Source organism: Brevundimonas sp. (genome assembly GCF_036732845.1).
Classification (GTDB): domain Bacteria; phylum Pseudomonadota; class Alphaproteobacteria; order Caulobacterales; family Caulobacteraceae; genus Brevundimonas.
Genome location: NZ_DAINBO010000010.1, coordinates 25,974 through 52,619 on the forward strand (window position 1 = coordinate 25,974; position 26,646 = coordinate 52,619).

Consider the following 26,646-nt stretch of genomic DNA (forward strand, 5'->3'; position numbering starts at 1 on the left):
GCGCCAGGGGGATTCCGCATGCTTTCGATCAAGAACCTCGTCCATGTCTATCCGAACGGGACCCGCGCCCTGGACGATGTGAACCTGGAGGCGCCGACCGGAATGTTCGGTCTTCTGGGACCGAACGGGGCCGGCAAGTCGACGCTGATGCGCTCGATCGCCACGCTTCAGACCCCGACCTCGGGTTCGATCCAGTTCGGCGAGATCGACGTGATCAAACAGCCCGAGGACCTGCGTCGCACCCTGGGCTATCTGCCCCAGGATTTCGGCGTCTATCCGCGCGTCTCGGCCTACGACATGCTGGATCACATGGCGGTGCTGAAAGGGATCGCCGGCGGCAAGGAACGCAAGGAGACGGTCGAGAACCTGCTGCATCAGGTCAATCTGTGGAGCGTGCGCAAGAAGGCGTTGGCGGGCTTTTCTGGCGGCATGCGCCAGCGGTTCGGCATCGCTCAGGCCCTGATCGGCAATCCCCGGCTGATCATCGTCGACGAGCCGACTGCGGGCCTGGACCCGCAGGAGCGCAACCGTTTCCTGAACCTGCTGGCCGAGATCGGCGAGAATGTGGTGGTCATCCTGTCGACCCACATCGTCGAGGACGTGGCCGACCTGTGCCCGCGCATGGCGGTGCTGGCCGACGGCAAGATCCGCCTGGAAGGCGCGCCCGGCGACCTGATGGACCAGATGAAGGGCCGGGTCTGGCAGAAGACCATCGGCAAGGAGGAGTTGGCCGAATACGAGGCGAAGCATCAGGTCATCTCGACCCGTCTGTTCGCCGGCCGCACCGTGATCCACGTGCTGGCGGATCAGCATCCAGAGGGTTTCGACCCGGCGCCGGGCGGACTGGAAGACGTCTATTTCTCGACGCTGGCCGCGTCGAAGAAAGCCGCCTGAGGCCGCCATGTTCTGGAATGTCGCGGGCTTCGAGTTCCGCTATCAAATCAAGCAGCCGGCCTTTTGGGTCATTTCCCTGCTGTTCGCCCTGCTGAGCTTCGGCCTGGTGGCGGCCAGCGAGAACATCAGCATCTCGGGCGGCGGCGCGGTTCACGTGAACTCGCCGTTCAACGTGGCGGCGGCCCACTTCCTGTTCGCCGTCTTCTACATGCTGGCGACCACGGCGATCGTGGCCAACGTCATCGTGCGCGACGCTCAGTCCGGCTTCGGGCCGATGATCCAGACCACGCGGATCGGCAAGTTCGACTATCTGTACGGCCGGTTCCTGGGGGCGTTCGGCGCGGTCGCCGTCAGCTTCCTCAGCATCGCGTTCGGCATGATCCTGGGCACGCTGATGCCCTGGGTCGACGCCGAGACCCTGGGGGCGTTCCGGCCGCTGGATTACGTTTACGCCTACACCGTCTTCGGCTTGACGGGACTGCTGGTCAGCTCGGCGATCTTCTTCACCCTGGCGACCGTGACGCGGTCGATGATGGCGACCTATGTCGGCGTCGTCGCCATGTTCATGATCTATCTGGCGGGCACTTCGGTGCTGGGCGAAAAGCCGGAGTTCGAGACCGCCCTGGCCTGGGCCGAGCCCTTCGGATCGGGCGCCTTCGGCAAGGTGACCGAATATTGGACCACGGCCGAGCGCAACACCCAGATGCCGGCGCTGGAAGGCGTGCTGCTGTACAACCGCCTGCTGTGGGTGGGGATCAGCCTGGGCTTCCTGGCCCTGGCCTATGTGCTGCACCGCCCGGCCGCGCGTGGCGCCAAGCTGAAGAAGCAGGAGACGTTGCGCGCCCTGTCCGAACAGGAAGCGCCCGCTTCTCATCCGGTCGGCGTCTTGCCCGCGCCGCGCTACGGCTGGGCTTCGGGCCTGACCCAGCTCTGGTCGCGCACCCGGTTCGAGATGGGGATGATCTTCCGCAGCCCGGCCTATGTGGTGCTGCTGTTGCTGGGCTTCAGCTTCGCGGTGATGATGCTGTGGTTCGAGGGCGAGATCTATCAGACGCCGATCATCATGGTCACGCGCGTGACCATCGACGGCCTGACCGGCGGTTTCGGCCTGATCACGATGATCATCGCCATCTATTATTCCGGCGAACTGGTCTGGCGTGACCGCGAACGGCGGATGCACGAGATCGTCGACGCCACCGCGACGCCCGACTGGACCTTCCTGGTTCCCAAGACCCTGGCCCTGGCGCTGGTGCTGATCTCGACCCTGTTCGTGTCGATGGGCGCCGGGATCCTGGTGCAGGCGCTCAAGGGCGTGACCGATTTCGAACTGGGCAAATACCTGGCCTGGTATCTGGCGCCGCAGTCGATCAGCTTCATCCTGATGGCGGTGCTGGCGATCTTTGTTCAGGCGCTGTCGCCGAACAAATTCGTCGGCTGGGCGATCATGGTTCTGTACCTGATCTCGACCCTGGTGCTGGCCAATCTGGGCTTCGACCACCTGCTGTACCACTATGGCGCGGGTCCCGCCGTGCCGTTGTCGGACATGAACGCGCGCGGCGATTTCGCTACGTTCCAGGCTTGGCTGAACGCCTATTGGGGCGCCTTCGCGGTGCTGTTGCTGGTCGTGGCCTATGGCCTGTGGCGGCGGGGAACGGAGACGCGCCTGGCGCCGCGCCTGCGCCGCTTTCCGCAGCGGATGCGGGGACCGGCGGGGATCATCGGCTTCGGGGCTTTGGCGGCCTTCGTGGGCCTGGGCGCCTTCGTCTATGTGAACACCAACATCTGGAACGAATACGTCAGCCGCAACGACCTCGAGGCCTTGCAGGCCCGCTATGAGAAGACGCTGCTGCGCTATGAGAACACGCCCCAGCCGTCGGCGGTCAGCGTCAAGCTGAACCTGGATCTGCACCCGCACGCGCCGACCCTGAAGACCGAGGGCGAGATCGTCGTCGAGAACAAGACGGCCGCGCCGCTGAACGAGATCCACCTGCGCTGGGACGGCGATCTGAAGATGCGCGAACTGTCGGTCCAGGGCGCGCGAATGGTGCGTGAATGGCCCGAGTTCGACTATCGCATCTATCGCTTCGACACGCCGATGCAGCCGGGCGAACGGCGTACGGTGCGGTTCTCGTCATGGCGCGAACAACGGGGCTTCAGAAACAGCGGCAACACCACGCGGCTGGTCGACAACGGGACCTTCGTCAACAACGCCGAGTTCGCGCCGACGATCGGCATGAACCGCGACGGCCTGCTGACCGATCGCACCAAGCGGCGCAAGGCCGGACTGCCGGCCGAGTTGCGCATGGCCAAGCTGGAAGACGAACGCGCGCGCGGCAAGAACTACGTCGGCGCCGACTGGGTGACGGCCGACATCACCGTGACCACCGACGCGGATCAGACGCCGGTCGCGCCGGGCTACAAGGTCTCGGACGTCATCAAGAACGGCCGCCGCACGGTGCGTTTCGTCACCGAAAGCCCGGTGCTGAACTTCCTGTCGGTGCAGTCGGCTCGATATGTCGAGGCGCGGCGCATGCACAACGGGGTCGAACTGGTGGTCTATCACCACCCCGGCCACGAACGGAACGTGCCGACCATGCTGGACGCCCTGGCGGCGACCCTGGACTACGCCGGGACCGAGTTCAGCCCCTATCAGTTCCGCCAGGCGCGCATCGTGGAGTTCCCGGCCTATGCCGGCTACGCCCAGTCGATGCCGAACACCTTCGCCTGGTCCGAGGGGCTGGGCTTCATCACCGACCTGTCGAAGCCGGACAAGATCGACTTCGTCACCTACATCGCCGCGCATGAGTTCGCGCACCAGTGGTGGGCGCACCAGATCATCGGTTCGGACCAGCAGGGTTCGACCCTGCTGTCGGAATCCCTGGCCCAGTACACGGCCCTGATGGTGATGGAGCGCAAATACGGCCGCGACCAGATCCGCCGTTTCCTGAAGCAGGAACTGGACGGCTATCTGCGCGCGCGGGGTTCGGAACGGCTGGAGGAACTGCCCCTGATGCGGGTCGAGAACCAACAGTACATCCACTATCAGAAGGGCGGCCTGGTGCTGTACCTGCTGCGCGATCAGATCGGCGAACAGGCGGTGAACCGCGCCCTGCGACGGGTGCTGGCGCAATACGCCTTCAAGTCGGCACCCTATCCGCGCTCGATCGACCTGGTCCAGGCCATCCGGGCCGAAGCCCCGGCGGACAAGCAGGACCTGATCACCGACCTGTTCGAGAAGATCACCCTGTACGACGTCGAGACGACCGGCGCGATCGCGCGTCGCCGCGGCGACGGCCGCTGGGACGTGACGGTGACCGTCAGCGCCCGCAAGCTGTATGCGGACGGTCAGGGCGTCGAGACCGAGGCGCCGCTGGAGGAGACCTTCGACATCGGCCTGTTCAGCGCCAAGCCGGGCGACAAGGGCTTCGACGAGAAGAACGTGCTGCTGATGGAGCGGCGGCCGCTGCGCAGCGGGGTGCAGACCTTCCGCTTCATCACGGCGCGCAAGCCCGCCTTCGCCGGGGCCGATCCGTACAATCGCTGGATCGACCGGGACTCGGACGACAACATCGTGACGGTGGAGTAGCGCGCTGATCCTTCTCCCCTTCGGGGGAGAAGGACGTCGCTATCTGGTCCCGAACAGCCGGTCGCCGGCGTCGCCTAGGCCCGGCACGATGTAGCCGTGGTCGTTCAGGCCGTCGTCGATCGCCGCCGTCCAGATCGGCACGTCGGGATGGAAGGCGCGCAGCCGCTCGATCCCCTCGGGCGAGGCGACCAGACAGACGAAACGCAGGCGGTCCACGCCCCGCTCCTTCAATCGGTCCAGGGCGGCCACGGCGGTGTTGGCGGTGGCCAACATGGGGTCGATGACCACGCACAGGCGGTCGGCCACGTCCTCGGGCGCGCGGAAATAGTATTCAAACGCCTGAAGCGTCTCGGGGTCGCGGTACAGGCCGACGTGGCCGACGCGGGCGGACGGGACCAGGTCCAGCATCCCCTCGACCAGGCCCAGGCCGGCGCGCAGGATGGGCACGAAGACCAGCTTCTTGCCCTCGATGGCCTGGCCCTGCATCGGGCCGACGGGCGTCTCGATGGCCGTGGCCGTCAGCGGCAGGTCGCGGGTGACCTCATAGCAGAGCAGGGTCGATATCTCGCGCAGCAGGCGACGGAACTGGGCCGTCGAGGTCTCCTTCTTGCGCATGATGGTCAGCTTGTGGCGGACCAGTGGGTGGTCGATGACGGTCACGCCGTCCAGGATCGTTCTGTCCATCAGAATACGGTTCCGTCCGAGAGGATGGTGAGGGGCGGGCCGCCTCCGGCTCGACGTTCGGCGGCGATGCGCCGCCCGGCGGCCCAGGTCCCGGCCTCCAGCACGCTGGCCAGCGGCAGGCGGTCGGCGTCGACGCCCAGCTCGGCGCGCACCAGGGGGGCGATCCGGTCCAGCAGGGCCACGGTCATCGACCGCCAGCCGACGACCAGGGGATCGGAGACGGGCCAGGCCTTGTCGGCGTCGGCCGGGTCCTTCAGCGTCAGCACGCCCATGTCCATGAACAGGCCGCCGTTGCGGTATTCGGCCAGGCCGGTCAGGCCGTCCAGGTCGGTGACCACGACGCCCGCGCGCTGCAGCGGCTCGACCAGGGAATAGCTGAGCCATTGGGACAGTTTGTGGATCGGAACCAGGCCGTCCGTAGCATCGTCACGTCTCATGGCGGGGTGTCGCCAGCAGTCGCCCAGATCGACGCCGCCCAGGGTCAGCCTGTCCTGCCAGATCGGGCCGAAGGCTTCGAGCAGCAGTTCGAGGATGGCGCGGGCGGGCAGGCGGTCTTCGGCGTCGGCGCGCTCGAACAACACATCGGCCAAGCCGCCGGGGCGTGGACCGTCCTCCAGCTCGAACAGGTCGGGGCGGGCCAGGCACTGGCGGCCCAGGCGGCGCAGCAGGGCGGCGCGGCCTTCCAGCCCGACCAGCGGATTGTCGGCCGTGACCTGGAAGCCCTTCGCCAGATCGGCGGCGGACAGCAGGGTCAGGCTGACCGCGTCGGCGCGCCACGGATCGTCGGGATCGGCCGAGAAGGCTCCGGCCTGGAACATCCGCAGAGAGGCGACGGCTAGACCTTCGGAGCGGGTGTACGTCCTGCCCGTGGCGGCGTCGACGTAGGACCAGCCCGGCCCGGACCCGGCGTCCAGCAGGACCGAGACGACAGCCAGATCGAACTCGGCGCGGGCGCGTGTAGCGGCGTCAGGCCAATCTTCGGCGTCGGCGTCGGGTCCCCACAGATCGACGCCGTCCAGCTCGAAATGACGCCAGCGGGCGTGGAAGGGCACGGCCAGCGTCGGGTACCGCTCGCGCGTCAGATCGGCGACATAACGGGCGACTTCGGGCAGGCGGTCCAGATCGACCCGCCAATGCTCCAGCCCGCCTTCGACGCCGATGCGCAGCATCTCTTCGGCTCGGTCGCGGACGGCGGCGGGGTTCAGCAGGCCTTTCGCCTGCGCGGCCTCAGAACTTGCCAAGATCGCGGCCCACCACGCGGGTAAGCTCCTCGGCGGAGGCGGCGCCTTCGGGGGCGAAGTAGCCGGCCGCCTTCTTGGCCTCCATCTCGACCGAGGCGTCGGGCGGGATCAGATAATCGGGGATGGGCACCCGCTCGCCGATCTCGATGCCAGAACCCGTCAGGGCGTCGTGCTTCATGTTCGACATGGACACGAAGCGGTCGATGCGGGTGATGCCCAGCCAGTGCAGCACATCGGGCATCAGTTGCTGGAAGCGGGCGTCCTGGACCCCGGCGACGCATTCGGTGCGCTCGAAATAGGTGGCGGCCTGGTCGCCGCCCGGCTGACGCTTCCTGGCGTTGTAGACCAGGAATTTGGTCACCTCGCCCAGCGCCCGACCTTCCTTGCGGTTATAGACGATCAGCCCGGCCCCGCCGTCCTGGGCCTCCTTGACGCACTCCTCGATGCCGTGGGTCAGATAGGGGCGGCAGGTGCAGATGTCGGAGCCGAAGACGTCCGAGCCATTGCATTCGTCGTGCACGCGGCAGGTCAGGCGGCGCTTCGGATCGGCGATCGCGGCGGGGTCGCCGAAGGCATAGAGGGTGATGCCGCCGATGGGGGGCAAAAAGACCTTGATGTCGGGCCGGGTCACCAGGTCGGCGTACATGCCGCCGGTCTGTTCAAACAGTGTGCGCCGCAGGGCCGTCTCGGTGACGCCGAAACGTTCGGCGATGCCGGGCAGATGCCAGACCGGATCGACGGCGGCCTTGGTGACGGAGACGTCGCCGGTCTCATGCACCACCGTCCCATCGACCTTGAGGCGGCCCGCGGCGATGGCTTCCGCGATCTCGGGCAGGGTCAGGCGGGCCTTGGTCACGGCGATGGTGGGGCGGATATCGACGCCCTCGGCCAGTTCGGGGGCGAAGTCCTCGGCCACGCGGGCGCCCCAGGGGTCCAGCGAGACGATCTTGGCCGGATCGGACCATTGAGGGAAAGGTCCCATCGGATTGGTCGGCGCGGTGTTGGTCAGGTCGGGGCGGTTGTTCGCGCTCATCGCGCCGGAGGCCACGGCCAGGGCGCGGTACAGCGAATAGGCGCCGCCATGAGCGCCGATGGCGTTGCGGTCGCCGCCCGATGTGGACGAGCCGATGATCGGCCCGCGTTCGCGCGCGGTCGGGGCGCCCCAGCGGATCGGGAAGCGCGAGGCGGCTCCCTCGCCGGGGTGGGAGTTCAGCCGGATATGGCTGGGACGATTGGACGACATGCGTTTCCTGCCTCAAGCCCGGCTGTTCTTTTGATCCGCGCCGGACCGTTCAGGACACACCCGGAACGGGCGCCTGTCCAGCGGCATTTGCGGGGGCGGGCGTCAGGCGCGATCGCGGCGATCAGTCTTCCGGCGCGGTCGGCGGTTCGCGGTCGGCGGGATCGAAGTCATAGTCCAGCAGGTCGCGCGGGCGGCAGTCCAGGGCGGCGCACAGCCGGGCCAGGGTGCGGAAGCGAATGCCCTTCACCTTGCCCGAGCGGAACAGCGAGAGCTGGGTCTCGCTGAGACCCACCTGGGCCGCCAGGTCGCGGGCCTTGATCCCTTTCTTGACGATCAGCTCGTCCAGGGTGACGCGGATGGGCATCAGATCATCTCGTCCAGCTCGGCCTGGGCGGCGGCGGCTTGGTCCATGACCCGGCCCAGCAGGAACAAGGCCCCGCCGATCATGCCCAGGGTCATGCCCGGCACGTCGAAATAGAGATAGCCGCCATGGCTCAGGCCCATGAGGCGGCTGATGTTGGTGACCAGAAAGACGCTGGCCGTCCCGCCGATCCCCAGCGCCAGCCCGACCCGGCGCAGGGCGTCGGCGACCGCGCCTTGCAACAGGGCGCCGTCGGCGATCCGTTTCATCGCCGCCCCGATCGACCAGACCCCGAACAGGTAGCAGACCGTGGGCGCGGCCATGATGACGCCGCGCCAGTAGCTCTCGCCCAAGGCGCGACCGTCGCGCGCGGCCAGCACGAGGGGGGCGATCAGATACATCAGCGCCAGCAGGCCGCCGACGCTGACGACCATGAGGACCGCCAGCCAACGAAACTGGCGGCAACGCAGGCGGAAGGCGGCGAGATCGTTTGGGGACATGGCGAGCGACGGTGAATCAGATGACGGTTCTTTAATCTTGACTTAAAAATACGACATGCGCAACTTTATCCCTGAGTTAAATAAAAGGAGCGTCGCCCGCCATGTCGTCCGCCCTCGAAACCCATGCCCTGACACGCCGGTTCGGCCGAGTGCTGGCCGTCGACGGCGTGTCCATGACCGTGCCGAAACAGGCGGTGTACGGTTTCCTGGGCCGCAACGGCGCGGGCAAGACGACGACGCTGAAGATGCTGCTGGGCCTGTTGCGGCCCAGTGAAGGCCGGGCGCTGGTCGATGGGATCGACGTGGCGACGAACCGGATCGCGGCGGCGCGAAAGGTCGGCGCGCTGCTGGAGGCGCACGGCTTCTACGCCAATCTGTCGGGACGCGAGAACATGGACCTGACGCGGCGGCTGCTGGGCCTGCCGAAGACCGAGATCGACCGGGTGCTGGCGGTGGTCGAGATGACGGGCGACGCGAGCCGCCGGGTCGGCGGCTATTCGCTGGGCATGCGGCAGCGATTGGGCCTGGCGCGGGCCATGCTGGGGGCGCCGCCGGTTCTGATCCTGGACGAGCCGACCAACGGGCTGGACCCGGACGGCATCGCCGACATGCGCCGCTTCCTGCGCGACCTGCCCGGCAAGACCGGGGCCACGGTGCTGCTGTCCAGCCACCTGCTGGGCGAGATCGAACAGACGGCCAGCCATGTCGGTGTCGTCCACGCCGGACGGCTGGTGCTGGAAGGCGAGCTGACGACCCTGCGCGCCGGGGTGGCGGCGCAGATCGCGGTGCGCGCGACGGATGCGAAGGCGGCCTTGTCCCTGGTCCGCGCCAAGGGATTGAAGGCCGAGACGCGGGACGGGGAGGTGGTGGCGACGTTGAAACCAGGCCAGGCGGCGGAACCCGCTTGCGCCGATCTGAACCGCGCCCTGGTCCAGGCCGGGATCGACGTGGTCGCCATCGGCCCACGCGCCCGCAGCCTGGAGGGCCTGTACCGCCAGGTCACCGCCGTCGAAGCCTGGAAGGAGGCCGCCTGATGCTCACCCCGTTGTATGTCGAGATCGCCAAGCTGAAACGGTCGTTGGCCCTGGCCCTGGCCGGGCTGGCGCCGGGTCTGATCGCCGTCTTCGCCTTCTTCAGCGCCTTGCGGATGGACGAGGCGCGGCCGTGGGAGATGTGGATGATGCAGGGCGCCGGCATCTGGGCCTTCTTCATGCTGCCGATGAGCGTGACGGCCCTGACGGCCCTGGTCGCGCACATGGAGCACGGGCCGAAAAGCTGGGATCACCTGCGCGCCCTGCCGGTTCCGCGCTGGCGGCTGTATGCGGCCAAGGCGGTCTGCGTGCTGGGGCTGGTCGCGATCATGTCCGTGCTCGTGCCGACTCTGACCTGGGCGGCGCTGGAGACGGCGGCGGCGATCAAGCCTGTGGTGCGGCCGACCGGCGTGATCGATTGGACCGGCGTGGCCGTGGTGCTGGGCCGGATGTATCTGGCCGCCCTGTTGCTGACGGCGATCCAGTTGTGGGTCGCGCTGCGCTTCGCCAGCTTCGTTCCGGCCCTGTCGGTGGGGATCGGCGGGACCTTCTTCGCGGTGGTGGCGACCTCGGCCAAACAGGGAGTCTTCCTGCCCTGGCAGATGCCGGTGAACATGCTGGCGACCGAGACCTGGCGGTGGCAGACGGCGCTGGCTCTGGGCTGCGGCGTGGGCTTGCTGGTGCTGATCCTGATGCTGATCAGCCTGAGCCGACGCGAGGTGCGTTAGCGCTTCTTGCCCAATTCGGCGGCGATGTCCTTCGTCATTCGGCCGACCTTGCGGTGGGCGGCGACGATCTGGTCGCGCGTCACGCCCCAGCGTTTCATCCAGTATTCGACGGCCTGACGCTCGGACAGGTCCAGCCGATCCTTGTCGATGAAGCCGCGCTTGTCCTTCAGACCCGCCATCTGTGAGCATCTCCGACCATAGGGGTCGGGCTGATCCTGACACGTCGGACGGGTCGGCGCGAGGTCCGCGACGCCGAACCTTCCTTCAGCCGGGACGGGTCTGGCCCTGGCCGTGCACGACGTATTTGTAGGTCGTCAGTTGTTCGGCGCCGACCGGGCCGCGCGCATGCAGGCGCGAGGTGGAGATGCCGATCTCGCCGCCGAAGCCGAACTCGCCGCCGTCGGCGAACTGGGTCGAGGCGTTGACCAGCACGATGGCGCTGTCGACCGCCGTGGTGAACCGTTCGGCGGCCTCGGGATCGGTGGTGATGATCGCCTCGGTGTGGCCCGAGCCGTAGCGGCGGATGTGATCGACGGCGGCGTCCAGGTCGTCGACCACGCGGACGGACAGGATCGGGGCCAGGTATTCGGTGGTCCAGTCGGTCTCGACCGCCTCGGTCATGGCGGGGACCAGGGCGCGGGCGGGGGGGTCGCCGCGCAGTTCGCAACCGGCGGCGATCAGATCGGCGGCGACCGGCGGCAACAAGCGCTCGGCTCCCGCACGGTCGACCAGCAGGGTCTCGGTGGCGCCGCAGACCGAGACGCGGCGCATCTTGGCGTTCAGCACCACACGGCGGGCGACGTCCAGGTCGGCGGACGGGTGCAGATAGGTGTGGCACAGGCCTTCCAGGTGACCCAGCACGGGCGCCTTGGCCTCGGCCTGGACGCGGGCGACCAGGCTCTTGCCGCCGCGCGGGATCAACAGGTCGACGGTCCCCTCCAGGCCGTTGAGCAGATGGCCGACGGCGTCACGGTCGGGCGTGGCGATCACCTGAACCGCATCGGCGGGCAGGTCGGCGGCCGCCAGGGCGTCACGGATCACATCGGCGATCGCCAGGGACGATTGGAGACAGTCCGAGCCGCAGCGCAGGATGGCGGCGTTGCCCGAGCGCAGGCTCAAGGCGGCGGCGTCGGCGGTGACGTTGGGGCGGCTCTCATAGATGACGCCCAGCACGCCGATGGGGGTGCGGACCCGCGCGATGTCCAGGCCGTTGGCGGGCGTCCAGCGGGCCAGTTCGACGCCCAGGGGGTCAGGCACGGCGGCGATGGCCGCCACGGCCTGGGTCATCCCCTCGACACGGGCGGGGTTCAAGGCCAGGCGGTCGATCAGGGCCTCGGACAGACCGGCCGCGCGGGCGGCGGCGACGTCGCGGGCGTTGGCGTCCAGGATGACCGGCGCGGCGCGGGTCAGACCTTGCGCAAGGGCGGTCAGGGCGGCGGTGCGCCGGTCGGCCGACGCCTGGGCCAGGGCCGCGGCGGCGGCGCGGGCGCGGCGGCCCATGTCCAGCATCTCTGCGCGCAGGTCGCTCATCGGGTCTCCAGCACCATGTCGTCGCGATGGACGGCGGCCGTGGGACCGCGATAGCCCAGAACGGTCTCGATCTCGTCGCTGCGGCGGCCGCGGATGCGGGCCAGGTCCTCGGCCGGATAGGCCGCCAAGCCGACGCCCAGACGCACGCCGTCGGGACCGTTCAGCCGCACGCAGTCGCCCTTTTCGAAGCCGCCTTGAACCGCCGTGATCCCGCTGGGCAACAGGCTCTTGCCGTTCAGCAGGGCCTGGGCGGCGCCGGCGTCGAGCGCCAGGGTTCCGGCGGGGGCCAGGCTGCCCGCGATCCATTGCTTATAGGCCTGCATCGGCTCGTCGGGGGCGGCGATCAGGGTGGCGCGCGCGCCGTCGGCCACGGCCTTCAGCGGATGCGGCGTCAGGCCCGAGGCGATGACGGTCGAGCATCCGGCCGAGCGGGCGATCTGGGCGGCGGCCAGCTTGGTCGCCATGCCGCCCGTGCCGACGCCGGTCGCGGCGTTAGCGCCGCCCGCCATGGCCAGGACCTCGGGACCCAGGCTCTCGACCAGCGGCAGATGGGCGGCGGCCGGATCGCGGCGCGGGTCGGCGGTGTAGAGACCGTCGATGTCGGACAGCAGCACCAGCAGGTCCGCCCGCGCCAACTGGGCCGCGCGCGCCGCCAGCCGGTCATTGTCGCCATAGCGGATCTCTTCGGTCGCCACCGTGTCGTTCTCATTGACCACGGGCACGACGCCGTGACCCAGCAGGGCCTCGACCGTGGCGCGGGCGTTCAGCCAACGGCGGCGCCGCTCGGTGTCGTCGCGGGTCAGCAGCATCTGGGCGACGATCAGCCCGTGCGGGGCCAGGGCCTCTTCCCAGGCGTGCATCAGCAGCGACTGGCCCACGGCGGCGGCGGCCTGTTTGTCCTCCAGCCCCCCGGAGACGACGCCCAGGCGGGCGCGGCCCAGGGCCACGGCGCCCGACGACACGACGATGACCTGTCGTCCCTCGGCCCGCAGCGCGGCGATGTCGGCGGCCAGGGCGGCCAGCCAGTCGCGCGCGACGCCTTCGTCACGGCCCTGGATCAACAGGGCCGAACCGATCTTGACCACGATGCGCCGGGCCTCGGTCAGGGCCGAGGCGGCGTCGGGCCGCCGGGGCAGGTCGGAGGCGTCGGACATGGACCCTCTCTACGGCCCGGCGGCGTTCGGCGGAAGCGGCTTGCCGGACGACGCGTCGCCCGCCACACAGAAAGACGATGCTGGATTCCCTTTCCCCCATCGCGGCCGGAACCCTGGGCAGCCTGGCCGCCGGTCTGATGACGGCGGTGGGCGCGCTGCCTCTGCTGGTCATGAAGACGCCGTCGAAACAGACGCAAGGGGTGCTGCTGGGCTTCGCCGCCGGGGTGATGCTGGCGGCCTCCTTCTTTTCGCTGATCATGCCGGGCGTCGCGGTGCTGGAAGATCACGGCGCGACACGGCCGTTCGCGGCCGGGATCATGGCCATGGCCGTGCTGTTGGGGGCCATGGCGGTGGGGCTGTTGAACCGGTTCGCCCCGGTGGACATGCTGGCGATCGGCCCGGCGGGGTCCAAGGGGCTGACGCGGCGCATCTGGCTGTTCGTCTTCGCCATCACTCTGCACAACTTCCCCGAAGGGGCGGCCGTGGGCGTCTCGTTCGGCGGGGGCGACATGAGCCAGGGCCTGGCGACGGCCCTGGGCATCGGCATTCAGAACATGCCCGAGGGGCTGGCGGTGGCCGCCGCCATGGGTGCGCTGGGCTGGGGGCGCCGGGCGGCGTTCGGCGCGGCCCTGGCCTCCGGGATGGTGGAGCCGGTCGGCGGGGTGATCGGCGCGGGCCTGGTGGCCTGGTCGCCCGCCTTGTTGCCGTGGGGCCTGGGGCTGGCGGCGGGGGCCATGATCTATGTGGTGGCCGCCGAGATCATTCCCGAGACCCGCGCCAACGCCCGGGACGAGCGGTCGATGGCGGGGCTGATGATCGGCCTGGTGGGCATGATGTTCCTGGACATCGCCCTGGGCTGAGTTTGTTTCAAACATCGTCGCATTCGTGAAACACGGACGCTTGCGAGACCGCGCGTCTTCGCGGCTTACTGGCGGGCATGAAGCGTCTGTCGTCCGTCCTTTGCGTGTTCGCCGTCCTGCTGGCTCAACCAGTCTCGGCTCAGGCGCCGTCGCCGGATCGGATGCGCATGAACCAGCGCGTGTTCGACCGGGTGTGGAACGAGGTGCGGCGCACCTATTACGACCCGCATCTGCACGGCGTGGACTGGCAGGCGGCGCGCGACCGGTACCGCCCTCAGGCCCTGGCGGCGGTCGACGACCGCGGACTGTATCGCGCCCTGTCGGGGATGCTGGACCTGCTGGACGACGACCATGCGGGCGCCCAGCCGCCGGCCTCGGTGCGACGCCAGGAACGGCTGCGCCAGCGCCGGGCGGTGATCGGCTTCACCCTGGCGCGCGAGGAGGGCGAGACCTATCGCGTCGAACAGGTGCGCTCCGGCTCTCCGGCCGATGAGGCGGGCATCGGTCTGGGCTGGCGGCTGCGGGCGGTCGACGGCCGGGACTGGGGTCCCGAGTTCGATGTGGTCGAGGGGCGGCCGGTGACCCTGACCCTGATCGACGACACCGGCGCCGAGCGCGAGACGGTGGTGACGCCGCGGGTCATGGAGCCGGTTCCGGCCTTCAGCGCGGATCGGTCGCGGCCGGGCGTGCTGGTGCTGCGCGCCGAAGGGTTCGAGGCCGGGCTGGGCCGCTGGGTGGCCGAACAGTTGCGCGGCCTGCCCAGCGAGACCGATGTGGTGCTGGACCTGCGCGGCAATCCCGGCGGGCGGCTGATGGAGGTGGAGGCGGTGCTGGCCTGTTTCCTGCCGCGTGGCGAGGACTGGGCGCGCCGGACGGGCCGGACGGGCCGGGTCGTTCTGCTGAGGACCGAGACCGACTGCGACGGGCGCGCGACGCCGGTCGCCAACGACCTGGCCGTGCTGGTCGACGGGTCCAGCCGCAGCGCCGCCGAACTGACGCCCGCCGCCCTGCAACAGTCACGGCGCGCCGTTGTGGTGGGCGAGCGGACGGCGGGGGCGGTGCTGATTTCGCAGGACACCAGCCTGCCGGACGGCGGGCGATTGAGCCTAAGCCGCGCCGACCTGATCATGCGCGACGGGCGGCGGCTGGAGAAGAACGGCCTGACGCCGGACGCGATCGTGGCCCGCACGGCCGAGGACCGGCGCGCGGGGCGCGATCCGCAGTTGGAGGCGGCGATACGGTTGCTGTCCGAAAACAATCCGCCGGGATAGGGATCAGGAAGCGACGACCCTGACCTTGTCGGCCGCCTCACGCGCCCGCTCCCGAGCCTGATCGACGGTGTCGCCGCGCGCGGTCGCCACGCCCATGCGGCGGCGTTCATAGGCTTCCGGCTTGCCGAACAGACGCAGGTCGGCGGTGGGCACGGACAGGGCCTCGGCCAGGCCCTCAAAGACGACGCCCTGGGCGTCCATGCCGCCATAGATGACGGCGCTGGCGCCGATGTCGCGGCGGGTCACATCGACCGGCAGACCCAGGATGGCGCGGGCGTGCAGGGCGAACTCGGACTGGACCTGGGTGGCCAGGGTCACCAGGCCGGTGTCGTGCGGACGCGGCGACACCTCTGAAAACCAGACCGCGTCGCCCTTGATGAACAGCTCCACCCCGAAGACGCCCAGGCCGCCCAGCGCCTCGGTGACCTTGGCCGCGATCTCTTGCGCGCGGGTCAGGGCGGCGGGGGTCATGGCCTGGGGCTGCCAGCTTTCGACATAGTCGCCCTGGACCTGGCGGTGGCCGATGGGGTCGCAGAAGTCGGTGACCACGGCGCCGTTCCGCAGCGAGCGCACGGTCAGCAGGGTGATCTCGAAGTCGAAATCGACACGTCCCTCGACGATGACCCGAGCCGTGTCGACGCGGCCGCCGGATTGCGCATAGGCCCAGGCGTTGGGGGCGTCTTCCAGCGCCTCGATGACGCTCTGGCCCTTGCCCGAGGACGACATGACCGGCTTGACGAAGACCGGCAGGCCGATGCGATGCGCGGCTTCGGCCAGTTCGGCGGCCGAGCCGGCGAAGGCGTAGGGGCTGGTCGGCAGGCCCAGGTCCTCGGCCGCCAGGCGGCGAATGCCCTCGCGGTTCATGGTCAGTTGCGCGGCACGGGCGGTGGGGATGACGACCGCCAGGCCCGCCGCCTCGATGGCGGCCAGGGCGTCGGTGGCGATGGCCTCGATCTCGGGCACGATGATGTGCGGGGCCTCGGCCATGATCAGGCCGTTCAGCACCTGGGGGTCGGTCATGGGGATGACGTGGCTGCGATGGGCCACCTGCATGGCCGGGGCGTTGGGATAGCGGTCGACGGCGATGACCTCGGCGCCCAGCCGTTGCAGCTCGATGGCGACTTCCTTGCCCAGCTCGCCTGCGCCCAGCAGCATGACGCGCGTGGCCGTGTCGGAAAGCGGGGTGCCGATGCGGGTCATGGGATCAGTCCTGGGTCGGGGCCGGATAGAGGCGGCGCAGGAAGTCCATCGCCGCGCCGTGATAGATGGTCGAATGCTGTTCGTGATGACGGGGCTGGTAGTCCCACACCAGGCCGCGCGGCGCCGAGGACCGCAGGGTGCGAACCAGCCGGTCCATGCCCGACTGCATCTGGCCGCCCTCGTCGGCGATGGTCAGCAAAAGGGTGCGGTCGCCCTGGGGATGGGCGGCCAGCAGGGCGGCGGCGTCCTTGGACAGCTTTTGGCGATCCCACCACAGGCTGGGGCTGATGGCGACATAGCGGTCGAACAGGGTCGGCTGGACCAGGAAGGTCTCGACGATGAACAGGCCCGCCAGGCTCTCGCCGATCACGGTCGTCTCGCCGCTGGTGCGATAGCGGCCGTCGATGAAGGGCTGGACCTCGTCGGTCAGGAAGCGGCGGAACCGCGCCGAGCCGCCATGGGTCGGGATCTGGGCCAGGATCTCGGGATCGGAGGCCGGGGGCGTCAGTTCGTTGCGACGATCACCCGAGGCCACGCCGACCACGATGACCTCGTCCATCATGCCGGAGATGGCGCCGAGCTGGGCCAGGCCGCTGATGTGATGGAAGTCCTGGGCGACCAGGCCGCCGTCCAGCAGATAGACGACCGGATAGCGGCGCTGGCCCTGGGCATAGCTGGGCGGCAGCCAGACGTTGATCTCGCGATCCTGGCCCATCACCGCGCTGGTCAGGCGATAGCCGTCGCCGATGGACACGGGCGTCGGTCCCTCGAACACGACCGTCTGGGCTGAAGCCGTCGCCGGCGCCAGCAGCAGGGCGGCGGCCAGGGCCAGGACGCGCAGGATCACAAACGCGCCTTGGCCGCCGCGACCACGGCCTCGGCCGTGATGCCGAATTCGCGGTACAGGACCTCGGCCGGGGCGCTGGCGCCGAAGCCGGCCATGCCGACGAAGCCGCCGTCCTCGCCGATGAAACGGTCCCAGCCCTGACGGATGGCGGCCTCGACGGCGACGCGGGCCGTGCCCTTGCCGATGATCTCGGCCTGGTATTTCGCGCTCTGCCGGTCGAACAGTTCGAAACAGGGAACCGAGACGACGCGGGTCGGGGTTCCTTCGGCCTCCAGCGTCTCGGCGGCCTTCAGGGCGATGGGAACCTCGGTGCCGGTGGCGAACAGGGTGACCTTGGCCGTCCCGTTCGCGGCCTTCAGCTCATAAGCGCCCCGCGCCGAGCGGTTTTCACTGGCCGCCGTGGTGCGCACCGCCGCGGTCTTCTGGCGCGACAGGGCCATGGCCGACGGCGCGGTCTTGTGCTCCAGCGCCAGCTTCCAGCACTCCATGGTCTCGATCGTGTCGGCGGGGCGGAAGACCAGCAGGTTGGGGATGGCGCGCAGGGCGGCCAGGTGCTCGACCGGCTGGTGCGTCGGGCCGTCCTCGCCCAGGCCGATGGAATCGTGGGTCAGCACATGGACGACGCGAATGCCCATCAGGGCTGCCAGACGGATCGACGGGCGGCTGTAGTCCGAAAACACCATGAAGGTGCCGCCGTAAGGGATGACCCCGCCGTGCAGGGCCATGCCGTTCATGGCGGCGGCCATGCCGTGCTCGCGGATGCCCCAGTTGACGTAACGGCCCACATAGTCGGGCGCGTCGAAGATCGGCGTGCCCTTGACGAAGGTGTTGTTCGAGCCGGTCAGATCGGCCGAGCCGCCGACCATCTCGGGGACGGCGCTGAACAGCTCATCGAGCGCGGCGCCCGACGACTGGCGCGTGGCCTGCGCGGGCTTGGTCTCGACCAGTTCGGCGATCTTGGCCTCCAGCTTGGCGAAGGCGTCGGCGGGCAGGTCGCCCTTCATGGCGCGGGTGAAGTCGGCGGCCTGTTTCGAGGCGGCCAGGCGCGCCTCCCACGCCTTGCGGGCCTTGGCGCCCTTGCGGCCGACCTTCTTCCAGGCCTTGTCGATGGCTTCGGGCAGCTCGAAGGGGGGATGATTCCAACCCAGGCCCAGACGGGTGGCGGCGATCTCGGCGGCGCCCAGGGCCGCGCCGTGGGTCTTGTGGCTGCCTTCCATGGTGGCGGCGCCGCGGCCGATCTTGGTCTTGCAGGCGATCAGGGTCGGCTTGTCCTGACGGGTCGCCCATTGCAGCGCCGACTTGATCGCCTTCATGTCGTGGCCGTCGACGGCCTTGACCGCCCAGCCCGAGGCCTTGAAGCGCGCCTTCTGGTCGGTGGCGTCCGACAGGCCGACGGCCCCGTCGATGGTGATGGCGTTGTCGTCCCACAGAACGGTCAGCTTGTTCAGGCGATAGCGGCCGGCCAGGGCGATGGCCTCTTGCGACACCCCCTCCATCAGACAGCCGTCGCCGGCGATGACCCAGGTGCGGTGATCGACCAGATCCTCGCCGAAGCGCGCGGCCAGATGACGCTCGGCCATGGCGAAGCCGACGGCGTTGGCCAGGCCTTGGCCCAGGGGACCGGTGGTGGTCTCCACGCCCGGCATATGGCCGTACTCGGGGTGACCGGCGGTCTTGGACCCCCATTGGCGGAAGTTGGACAACTGTTCCTTGGTCGCGGCCTTGTAGCCGGTCAGGTGCAACAGGGCGTAGATCAGCATCGAGCCGTGCCCGGCCGACAGGATGAAGCGGTCGCGGTCGGCCCAGTCGGGACGCGAGGCGTCGAACTTCAGGAATTTCGAGAACAGCACCGTGGCCGCATCGGCCATGCCCATCGGCATGCCGGGGTGGCCGCTGTTGGCCTTCTCCACCCCGTCCATCGCCAGCACGCGGATCGCGTCGGCCATCTGTTTGGGTGTGGCCTTTTCAGGTGCGGGGGCGGCTTTGGTCATGGCGGGACCTTCGGGGAACGGCGGAAAAAGGGAGGCGCGCCGCTTTACCCCGACGCGCGGGCGGGTTCTATACGGAATCTGGAGGAAGCGACCCGATGGCCGACGCCACGACCGCCGCGAAACAGAGGATCGACCGCGCCCTGGCCGCGCTGGAGCGCCGTGCGCTGGACCTGAAGGCGCGCACCGCCGCCGTCGGGACCGCCGAGGACGGCGACCTGTTCGCCACGCATGATCCCGCCGCCGCCACCCGCATCGCCGAGCTGGAGGCCGCCGGGCGCGAGGCGTCCGAAATGTTGGCCCAAGCGGCCGAGGAGTTGCGCGACATGCTGGGCGAGGCAGGCTGATGGCGACCGTCACCGTCGACATCAACGGCCGCCCCTATGCCGTGGGCTGCGCCGACGGCCAGGAGGAGCGGGTGCGCATCCTGGCGCGCCAGTTCGACGCCCATGTGCGCCAGGTCGGCCGCGACGTCGGCAATGTCGGCGACATCCGCCTGTTCCTGATGGCCGCCCTGGTGCTGGCCGACGAACTGCAAGAAGCGCGGCTAGCCCAACCGGCGGCGCCCGCGCTGAACGGCGCCGCGCCGACCGACGGCGGCGAGGCGGGCGTGGCCGAGGCCCTGAACGCCGTGGCCGCGCGCATCGAGAAGATCGCGCAGAGCCTTTAGACTCCGCTCATCCCCGCGAAAGCGGGGACCCAGTGAGAACCGCAGGTGCAATCGTGGGGCAGGTCTGGCGGACATCACGCACGGCTACATCGCCCAAAGGACTGGATCCCGCTTTCGCGGGGATGATCGGAAGAGGATGAGCCGTGTGCGCCCGCCATTGTTCCGTCCCGGGTCAGGGCCTATCTTGACCGACGGCGGGTCTTGCTGCGGCTCTCGTCGGAGGCGACTTATCCTCGCGACCTTAATTCACTCGAAGGGAGCTGTCCCTGTCTGGACCCGAGGGTCTGGGCACACGGCGCCCACCTGGTTATCCAGGTCGAGAGGATTGAACAGTCCTCCACGGTTCTCGCGGCGCCGCCAACCCTTTTCCTCTTTGCCCTACTCCTCTTTGCCCTACCGCTCGCGACGCGGTCGCTCGCTGCTTGAAGGGGCCGCTATGCGCGAGTTCGCGCCACGCGGAGCCTCGTGGGCAGAGGGCGGGACGTGATCTCCAAATCCGAACTTCGGGCGGAGGCGCGGGCGTTGAGGAAACGTCTGGCGCAGGCTGATCCATTGGCGGCGGGCCGTGTCGCGGATCACGCCGCCGACCTGCCGTCAGGTGAACCCGTCGCCCTGTATGTCGCTGTCGGGTCCGAACTGGACCCCGCGCCCCTGGCTCGCGCCCTGTTGGCCGCCGGACGGTCGCTGTGTCTGCCGGTGACGATCGAGCGGGACGCGCCGTTGATCTTCCGGCGCTGGAGTCCCGGCGAGCCGCTGGAGATGGACCTGGCGGGCTGTCCGGCGCCCCTGCCGCTGAGCGCGACAGTCGATCCGGGCCTGATCCTGTGCCCGCTGCTGGCCTTCGACGCCTGGGGCGGGCGGCTGGGCCAGGGCGGGGGCTATTACGACCGCACCTTCGCCGCGCGTCCGAACGTGACGCGGATCGGCCTGGCCTATGCCGGGCAGGCGGTCGAACGCCTGCCGGTGCAGCGGCACGACATGGCCCTGGATGGGGTTCTGACCGAGGCGGGTTATAGGCCGTACGACGGCATATCCCATTGACATATACCATCGGCGAGCGGACATTCAGGGCATGACCGCTCCGCTGAAGGCGACCATTTTCAAGTCCAACCGCTCCCAGGCTGTTCGCCTGCCCAAGGCCGTGGCTTTTCCCGACGGGGTGAAGGAAGTCACCGTCATCCAGGAGGGTAAGACGCTGCGTCTGGTGCCGACGAACGCCCTGTGGGACGATTTCTTCGCCGCACCGGCCATCGACATCCGCATCGCCGAAGATGTGATCGACGACACCGCGCCGATCAGGCTGGACTGAGTGTATCTGCTGGATTCCGATATTTGCGTGCGCCTGTTGCGCAACCGCTCGAGGGCTGTGGCGGAGCGGCTGAACGCCCATGCGGGTGATCTCTTCACCTCTTCGATCGTGCGTCATGAACTGATGCACGGCGCCCTGATGTCTGGTCGACCCACCGAGCATCGCGAGGCTGTCGAGGCGCTGTTGGCGCGGTTGGCCGTTCTGGAATTCGACGCTTCCGCCGCCGATCACGCGGCCGACATCAAGGCCGACCTGCAACGACGCGGATTGATGATCGGCGCCAATGATCTGTTGATCGCCGGTCATGCCCGAAGCCGATCACTCATTGTCGTGACCGGCAATTTGCGGGAATTCGAGCGCGTGGCGGGTCTCCGCTGCGAGGATTGGCCCGCCGGGCCTGCGGGACCTCACCTATGAGATTGGCGTTCTTCGGCGATGTGGTCGGCAAGTCGGGCAGGGATGGTCTCAGTGATCACCTGCCGGGGCTGAAGCGCGACCTGAAGCTCGATTTCGTGGTGGTCAACGCCGAGAATGCGGCGGGCGGCTTCGGCATCACGGAATCGACGGCCAATGAGCTGTTTATGGCCGGGGCCGACTGTCTGACCCTGGGCAACCATAGCTGGGACCAGCGCGAGGCCCTGACCTATATCGTGCGCGAGCCGCGGCTGATCCGGCCGCTGAACTATCCGCGCCTGATGGACGCGCCGGGCGCAGGGGCCAATCTGTTCGAGACCCACTCGGGGCGGACGGTTCTGGTCATGAACGTGCTGGGGCGGGTGCACATGGACCCGATGGACGACCCCTTCGGCGCGGTCGAGAAGGAGCTGGCGGCCTGTCCGCTGGGCCTGGCGGCCGATGCGATCATCGTCGACATGCATTGCGAGGCGACCTCTGAGAAGATGGCCATGGGCCATTTCTGCGACGGGCGGGCGTCGCTGGTGGTGGGCACCCACACCCATGTGCCGACCGCGGACTGCCAGATCCTGCCCGGCGGCACGGCCTATCAGACCGACGCCGGGGGCTGTTGCGACTACGACAGCGTCATCGGCAACGAAAAGGAAGAGCCGCTGCGCCGGTTCACGACGCGGATATCGGGCGGCCGCTACAGTCCGGCCAGCGGCCCGGCGACCATCTGCGGCGTCTATGTCGAGACCGACGACCGGACGGGGCTGGCGACGCGCATCGAGCCGATTCGCGTGGGCGGAAGGCTGAGCCAGGCGGTCCCCCGCCCCGGCGACGGCTGAACGGGATCGCGACTTGAGGACGTGATGCAAGAGGGGCGGGATGCACGCGGTTGAAACCTTTGAAGTGATTTTGATCCTCCTGGCGCTGGTGTTCGCACTGCACTGGGTGGCGTTGAAGCTGAAGTGGCCGCCGGCCACCGTGCTGCTGGTCGGCGGCGGCGCCATCGCCTTCGTGCCCGGCTTGCCGGAGGTCGTTCTGGACCCCTCGCTGGCCCTGGCCCTGTTCCTGCCGCCGCTGCTGGTCGACGGCGCCTTCCACACCGCCTTGGGGCGGTTCCGGCGACATTTGGCGGGCATTCTGTCCCTGGCCGTGGGGGCGGTGATCTTCACCACCTTGGCGGTCGGGGTGGTGACGCACTGGCTGGTTCCATCCCTGCCGTGGGGGGCGTGTTTCGCCCTGGGCGCCGTCGTCTCGCCGCCGGACGCGGTGTCGGCGCGCGCGGTGCTGAAGGGGGTGTCGATTCCCCGCCGTCTGACCACATTGCTGGAGGGCGAAAGCCTGCTGAACGATGCGACGGGCCTGATCGTGTTCCGCTTCGCGGTCGCGGCGGCCCTGACCGGCGCCTTCAGCCTGGGCCAGGCGGCGTGGAGTTTCTCAATCCTGGCCGTCGGCGGCGTGATCGTGGGCCTGGCGATCGGCTATGCTTGGTATTTCATCGTTCAGCGGCTGCATGACCGCATGCTGATCATCGGCGCCACCCTGCTGTTGAGCTGGGTGGCCTATCTGGCCGGCGAGGCCTTGCACGTGTCGGGCGTCATCGCCGTGGTCGTCGCGGGCCTGGTGCAGGGCTGGCATCAGCACACCGTCATTCCCGCCGGGGTCCGTCTGCAAGGACGCGCGGTGGCGGAGCTGACCAGTTTCGTGTTGGAGGCGCTGGTCTTCATCCTGATCGGCTTCTCCCTGCGCGGCGTGATCGAGCGGATGGGCGAGGCGGGCGGTCTGGAGACCACGACGGTCTTGGCCGTGCTGGGCGTGGTGGTGACCGTCGCCGTGGCGCGCTTCGTCTGGATCTTCGCGGCCGACGGCTTTCTGACCCTGGCCCACAGACTGGGGCGCAAGCGAACCCCCCTGGGCTGGCGTCAGGCCACGGTTCTGAGCTGGGCCGGGATGCGCGGCGTCGTCACCCTGGCCATCGCCCTGACGACGCCGATCGACATGCCGGGGCGCGACCTGATCCTGATATCGGCCTTCGCGGTGATCTTCGTCACCATCATCTTGCAGGGGTCCAGCCTGGGCTGGCTGATCCGCCTGGTCCGACCCGTCGACCTGGAGCCGCAGGCCGAGACCAGCATGGCCCAGGCCGAACTGATCATCGCGCGGGCCAAACACAGCGTGATCCACGCCTTCGCCCACGCGCCGGACGGCACGGTGCGGCATCCCCAGATGCTGGAGCTGCACACCCGGCGGGTGACCTTCATGGAACGCTATGCGCAGAACGCCCAGACCGAGCTGGAGGACATGCAGCCCCAGTTCGATGCGGTGCTCGACTGCATCGCCGCGGGCCGCGCGGCCCTGATCGACCTGCACCGCAAGGGCCTGATCGAGGACGAGGTGCTGCACAGCCTGGAGCGCGACCTGGATGTCGAGGAACTGGGCGTGATGTTCCAGCGCAGCGAATAGGCGGCCGGACGGCGGGCCTCTCAGTCCGTCGCCGGTTTCCAGGCGCGCATTTCGGCGATCTCGCGGGTCTGGGCGTCGATCACGGCCTGGGCCATGCGGCGGATTTCGGGGTCTCGGCTGTCGCGCAGGGCGACCCGGGCCATTTCCACCGCACCCTCGTGGTGGGCGATCATCTTGGCGATATAGGCGGCATCGACAGTGTCGCCGGATGCGGCGTCGCCCGCCCCGGGCGAGGGCGCGTGTTCGACATGGGCCGGGCCGGAGACGGCGCCGTCTTGGATCGCCGCGGCCTGACGCTCGGCCGCCGCGTCGCGCAGGGCCTGCTGTACCGGATCGCCGCCGCCGTCGCAGGCGGCCAGGGCCAGCAGGGAGACAGCGACCAGGACGAGACGCATCAGACGCGTCCTTCGATCCAGTTCGGCATCCAGCCTTCGTGCATCTCGCGCAGGTGGTCCAGCGGGATGCGGAACAGCTCGCCCTTGGGACCGGTCGAGGTGAAGTCGCGGCCCTTGGCGCGGCCGACGACCGAGGCGTGCAGCCCCGCCGCCTGGGCCTTGGCGATCAGATCGACGGGATCGGCGACGGCGGTCAGGTAGCGGGCCTGGTCCTCGCCGAACAGGAAGACATGGGCGTGAGCCTCGCTGCTGGCGTCCAGTTCGACGCCGCAGTCGCCCGCCAGGGCCAGGTCGGCCGCCGCCCCGATCAGGCCGCCGTCCGACAGGTCGTGCACGCAGGTCAGTTCGCCCGCCTCGATCAGGCCGCGCACGAAGTCGCCGGTCTTGCGCTCCAGCTTCAGATCGACCGGCGGCGGGGCGCCGTCCTCGCGGCCCAGCACTTCGCGCAGATACAGGCTGGCGCCCAGTTCGCCGCGCGTCTCGCCGATCAGCACCAGAACGTCGCCCTCGGCCATGCCGCCGAAACCGGCCGTCACGTCATAGTTGGGCAACAGGCCGACCGCGCCGACCGTCGGGGTCGGCGGAATGGCGACGCCGTTGGTCTCATTGTACAGGCTGACGTTGCCGCTCACGACCGGGAAGTCCAGCTCGCGGCAGGCCTCGGCCATGCCGTCGATGGCGCGCACGATCTGGCCCATGATCTCGGGCCGCTGCGGATTGCCGAAGTTGAGGTTGTCGGTGATGGCGATGGGGCGGCTGCCGACGGCGGTCAGGTTGCGCCAGGCCTCGGCCACGCACTGTTTGCCGCCTTCATAGGGATCGTTCTGGACATAGCGCGGGGTGCAGTCCGAGGTGACGGCCAGGCCCTTGTCCGTGCCATGCACCCGCACCACGCCCGCATCGGCGCCGGTGGCCGAATCCTGCAGGGTGTCGGCCATGACGTGGCGGTCGTACTGTTCCCAGATCCAGCGTTTGGAAGCCATGTCGGGGCAGCAGACGACGTTCAACACGGCGTCGGGCCAGCTTTCGGGAGCGGGCACGGCCTTGGGGTCGAGACGCGGCTGAAGCTCGGGTTGGACCCACGGACGATCATACAGGGGCGCGTCGTCGAACAGCGGCGCCAGGGGCACGTCGCAGACGGTCTGGCCATGATGCTTCAGCACCAGACGGCCGGTGTCGGTGGTCACGCCGATGATGGCGGCGTCCAGGCCCCATTTCTTGAAGATGCGATGGCCGTCGTCCTCGCGGCCCGGCTTCAGCACCGCCAGCATCCGTTCCTGGCTTTCCGACAGCATCATCTCATAGGCCGTCATGCCCTCTTCGCGCTGGGGCACGGCGTCCATGTTCAGCTCGATGCCCACGCCGCCCTTGCCGGCCATTTCGACGGACGAGGACGTGAGACCCGCCGCGCCCATGTCCTGAATGGCGGCCACGGCGCCGGACGCCATCAGCTCCAGCGTCGCCTCGATCAACAGCTTCTCGGCGAAGGGATCGCCGACCTGGACGGTGGGGCGCTTGGATTCCGACTCGTCGTCGAACTCGGCCGAAGACATGGTGGCGCCGTGGATGCCGTCGCGCCCGGTCTTGGAGCCGAAATAGACCACCGACAGGCCCGCCGAGGGCGCGGCCGAATAGAAGATGCTGTCGGCTTTCGCCAGGCCCACGCACATGGCGTTGACCAGGATGTTGCCGTTGTAGCCGCGGTGGAAATTGGTCTCGCCCGCTACTGTCGGCACGCCGACGCAGTTGCCGTAGCCGCCAATGCCCGAAACGACGCCGGTGACCAGCCGCCGCGACTTCTCGTGGCTGGGATCGCCGAAGCGCAGGGCGTTCAGCAGGGCCACCGGCCGCGCGCCCATGGTGAAGACGTCGCGCATGATGCCGCCCACGCCGGTCGCCGCGCCCTGATAGGGTTCGATGAAGCTGGGGTGGTTGTGGCTCTCCATCTTGAAGATGCAGGCGTCGCCGTCGTCGATGTCGATGACCCCGGCGTTCTCGCCCGGCCCGCAGATGACGCGCGGTCCCTTGGTCGGGAATTTGCCCAGGTGGGTCTTGGACGATTTGTAGGAGCAGTGCTCGGACCACATGACCGAGAAGACGCCCAGTTCGACCTGGTTCGGCTCTCGCCCCAGTCGGTCTAGGACGACCTGATATTCATTGGGGGCCAGGCCGTATTCGGCGGCCAATTCGGCCATGGTCTTCTGGGGAGCGCTCATGGGGGCGCCTTCTAGCGGCAGAAGGGCAGCGTGTCAGCCTTCGCGTCCGCGGAAGACGGGCCGTGGGTGATCC

At 68.9% G+C, this 26,646-nt stretch carries 26 protein-coding genes and 1 other RNA gene; 14 read left to right on the top strand and 13 right to left on the bottom strand.

Going from position 1 to position 26,646, the window contains the following annotated elements; translation table 11 throughout:
* The first annotated feature begins 18 nt into the window (after positions 1-18).
* Together V7D63_RS05500 and V7D63_RS05505 are read left to right on the top strand one after the other, a co-directional pair.
* Positions 19-894 (top strand): ABC transporter ATP-binding protein, encoded by an 876-nt coding sequence (locus V7D63_RS05500; RefSeq protein ID WP_333591260.1) that lies wholly within the window; start codon positions 19-21, stop codon positions 892-894.
* Between the two features lie 7 nt (positions 895-901).
* Entirely contained in the window at positions 902-4,480 is a 3,579-nt protein-coding gene (locus V7D63_RS05505) for an ABC transporter permease/M1 family aminopeptidase (RefSeq protein WP_333591261.1), read from the top strand.
* Positions 4,481-4,519: 39 nt separating this feature from the next.
* Here V7D63_RS05505 and upp read toward each other — a convergent pair whose 3' ends face one another.
* The 5 genes from upp to V7D63_RS05530 form a co-directional block, all read right to left on the bottom strand.
* The gene (gene upp / locus V7D63_RS05510; RefSeq protein ID WP_333591317.1) at positions 4,520-5,149 is read right to left on the bottom strand and encodes a uracil phosphoribosyltransferase; all 630 of its coding nucleotides are present in this window, start codon (positions 5,147-5,149) and stop codon (positions 4,520-4,522) included.
* A gap of 14 nt (positions 5,150-5,163) precedes the next feature.
* Positions 5,164-6,405, bottom strand: a complete 1,242-nt coding sequence (locus V7D63_RS05515; RefSeq protein WP_333591262.1) for a URC4/urg3 family protein — start codon at positions 6,403-6,405, stop codon at positions 5,164-5,166.
* On the bottom strand, positions 6,392-7,648 hold the full coding sequence (locus tag V7D63_RS05520) for a GTP cyclohydrolase II (RefSeq protein ID WP_333591263.1): 1,257 nt from the start codon (positions 7,646-7,648) through the stop codon (positions 6,392-6,394). Before V7D63_RS05520 ends, V7D63_RS05515 begins: the two co-directional genes overlap by 14 nt.
* Before the next feature lie 121 nt (positions 7,649-7,769).
* A complete protein-coding gene (locus V7D63_RS05525) occupies positions 7,770-8,012 on the bottom strand; it encodes a helix-turn-helix domain-containing protein (RefSeq protein WP_333591264.1) in 243 nt (80 codons plus the stop codon).
* Entirely contained in the window at positions 8,012-8,443 is a 432-nt protein-coding gene (locus tag V7D63_RS05530) for a DUF2975 domain-containing protein (protein WP_333591265.1), read from the bottom strand. The genes V7D63_RS05525 and V7D63_RS05530 overlap by 1 nt, the downstream gene beginning before the upstream one ends.
* A 167-nt stretch (positions 8,444-8,610) precedes the next feature.
* On the opposite strand from V7D63_RS05530, the gene V7D63_RS05535 reads away from it, so the two are divergent.
* Positions 8,611-9,543: an ABC transporter ATP-binding protein gene (locus V7D63_RS05535; RefSeq protein WP_333591266.1), complete on the top strand. Its 933-nt coding sequence runs from the start codon at positions 8,611-8,613 to the stop codon at positions 9,541-9,543.
* The gene (locus V7D63_RS05540; protein ID WP_333591267.1) at positions 9,543-10,268 is read left to right on the top strand and encodes an ABC transporter permease; all 726 of its coding nucleotides are present in this window, start codon (positions 9,543-9,545) and stop codon (positions 10,266-10,268) included. Before V7D63_RS05535 ends, V7D63_RS05540 begins: the two co-directional genes overlap by 1 nt.
* Here the strand turns inward: V7D63_RS05540 and V7D63_RS05545 are convergent.
* The 3 genes from V7D63_RS05545 to proB all read right to left on the bottom strand — a co-directional run bounded on the left by V7D63_RS05545 (position 10,265) and on the right by proB (position 12,952).
* Entirely contained in the window at positions 10,265-10,447 is a 183-nt protein-coding gene (locus V7D63_RS05545; RefSeq protein ID WP_333591268.1) for a DUF3606 domain-containing protein, read from the bottom strand. The two genes, V7D63_RS05540 and V7D63_RS05545, sit on opposite strands and share 4 nt — an antisense overlap.
* Positions 10,448-10,532: 85 nt before the next feature.
* A complete protein-coding gene (locus V7D63_RS05550) occupies positions 10,533-11,798 on the bottom strand; it encodes a glutamate-5-semialdehyde dehydrogenase (RefSeq protein ID WP_333591269.1) in 1,266 nt (421 codons plus the stop codon).
* The gene (gene proB / locus V7D63_RS05555; RefSeq protein WP_333591270.1) at positions 11,795-12,952 is read right to left on the bottom strand and encodes a glutamate 5-kinase; all 1,158 of its coding nucleotides are present in this window, start codon (positions 12,950-12,952) and stop codon (positions 11,795-11,797) included. The genes V7D63_RS05550 and proB overlap by 4 nt, the downstream gene beginning before the upstream one ends.
* 77 nt (positions 12,953-13,029) lie before the next feature.
* On the opposite strand from proB, the gene V7D63_RS05560 reads away from it, so the two are divergent.
* On the top strand, positions 13,030-13,812 hold the full coding sequence (locus V7D63_RS05560) for a ZIP family metal transporter (protein ID WP_333591271.1): 783 nt from the start codon (positions 13,030-13,032) through the stop codon (positions 13,810-13,812).
* Positions 13,813-13,889: 77 nt separating this feature from the next.
* The gene (locus tag V7D63_RS05565) at positions 13,890-15,083 is read left to right on the top strand and encodes a S41 family peptidase (protein ID WP_333591272.1); all 1,194 of its coding nucleotides are present in this window, start codon (positions 13,890-13,892) and stop codon (positions 15,081-15,083) included.
* Positions 15,084-15,086: 3 nt separating this feature from the next.
* On the opposite strand, the gene purT is transcribed toward V7D63_RS05565, so the two are convergent.
* The 3 genes from purT to tkt are packed head-to-tail and all read right to left on the bottom strand — an operon-like array spanning position 15,087 to position 19,121.
* On the bottom strand, positions 15,087-16,283 hold the full coding sequence (purT, locus tag V7D63_RS05570) for a formate-dependent phosphoribosylglycinamide formyltransferase (RefSeq protein WP_333591273.1): 1,197 nt from the start codon (positions 16,281-16,283) through the stop codon (positions 15,087-15,089).
* A gap of 4 nt (positions 16,284-16,287) precedes the next feature.
* The gene (locus V7D63_RS05575) at positions 16,288-17,130 is read right to left on the bottom strand and encodes an alpha/beta hydrolase (RefSeq protein WP_333591274.1); all 843 of its coding nucleotides are present in this window, start codon (positions 17,128-17,130) and stop codon (positions 16,288-16,290) included.
* Entirely contained in the window at positions 17,127-19,121 is a 1,995-nt protein-coding gene (tkt, locus tag V7D63_RS05580; RefSeq protein WP_333591275.1) for a transketolase, read from the bottom strand. The genes V7D63_RS05575 and tkt overlap by 4 nt, the downstream gene beginning before the upstream one ends.
* A gap of 95 nt (positions 19,122-19,216) precedes the next feature.
* Here tkt and V7D63_RS05585 point away from each other — a divergent pair, with 95 nt between their 5' ends.
* From V7D63_RS05585 to V7D63_RS05620, 8 genes are all read left to right on the top strand, one after another.
* Positions 19,217-19,465 carry a hypothetical protein gene (locus V7D63_RS05585; RefSeq protein ID WP_333591276.1) on the top strand — a complete coding sequence of 83 codons (249 nt, stop codon included), beginning with the start codon at positions 19,217-19,219 and terminating at the stop codon, positions 19,463-19,465.
* Positions 19,465-19,788 (top strand): cell division protein ZapA, encoded by a 324-nt coding sequence (locus V7D63_RS05590; RefSeq protein ID WP_333591277.1) that lies wholly within the window; start codon positions 19,465-19,467, stop codon positions 19,786-19,788. The genes V7D63_RS05585 and V7D63_RS05590 overlap by 1 nt, the downstream gene beginning before the upstream one ends.
* A gap of 198 nt (positions 19,789-19,986) precedes the next feature.
* Positions 19,987-20,147, top strand: a non-coding RNA gene (gene ssrS, locus V7D63_RS05595) — 6S RNA.
* 124 nt (positions 20,148-20,271) lie between these two features.
* Positions 20,272-20,829, top strand: a complete 558-nt coding sequence (locus V7D63_RS05600) for a 5-formyltetrahydrofolate cyclo-ligase (protein WP_333591278.1) — start codon at positions 20,272-20,274, stop codon at positions 20,827-20,829.
* Between the two features lie 31 nt (positions 20,830-20,860).
* A complete protein-coding gene (gene vapB / locus V7D63_RS05605) occupies positions 20,861-21,097 on the top strand; it encodes a type II toxin-antitoxin system VapB family antitoxin (RefSeq protein WP_333591279.1) in 237 nt (78 codons plus the stop codon).
* Positions 21,098-21,514, top strand: coding sequence for a type II toxin-antitoxin system VapC family toxin (locus V7D63_RS05610; RefSeq protein ID WP_333591280.1), 417 nt, complete (start codon positions 21,098-21,100; stop codon positions 21,512-21,514).
* Complete coding sequence (locus tag V7D63_RS05615; protein ID WP_333591281.1) at positions 21,511-22,341, top strand: TIGR00282 family metallophosphoesterase; 831 nt, start codon at positions 21,511-21,513, stop codon at positions 22,339-22,341. Before V7D63_RS05610 ends, V7D63_RS05615 begins: the two co-directional genes overlap by 4 nt.
* Before the next feature lie 40 nt (positions 22,342-22,381).
* Positions 22,382-23,962, top strand: coding sequence for a Na+/H+ antiporter (locus V7D63_RS05620; protein ID WP_333591282.1), 1,581 nt, complete (start codon positions 22,382-22,384; stop codon positions 23,960-23,962).
* A 20-nt stretch (positions 23,963-23,982) separates the two neighbouring features.
* On the opposite strand, the gene V7D63_RS05625 is transcribed toward V7D63_RS05620, so the two are convergent.
* Positions 23,983-24,357 (bottom strand): DUF305 domain-containing protein, encoded by a 375-nt coding sequence (locus V7D63_RS05625; protein ID WP_333591283.1) that lies wholly within the window; start codon positions 24,355-24,357, stop codon positions 23,983-23,985.
* A complete protein-coding gene (purL, locus tag V7D63_RS05630; RefSeq protein ID WP_333591284.1) occupies positions 24,357-26,573 on the bottom strand; it encodes a phosphoribosylformylglycinamidine synthase subunit PurL in 2,217 nt (738 codons plus the stop codon). The genes V7D63_RS05625 and purL overlap by 1 nt, the downstream gene beginning before the upstream one ends.
* Between the last annotated feature and the right edge of the window lie 73 nt (positions 26,574-26,646).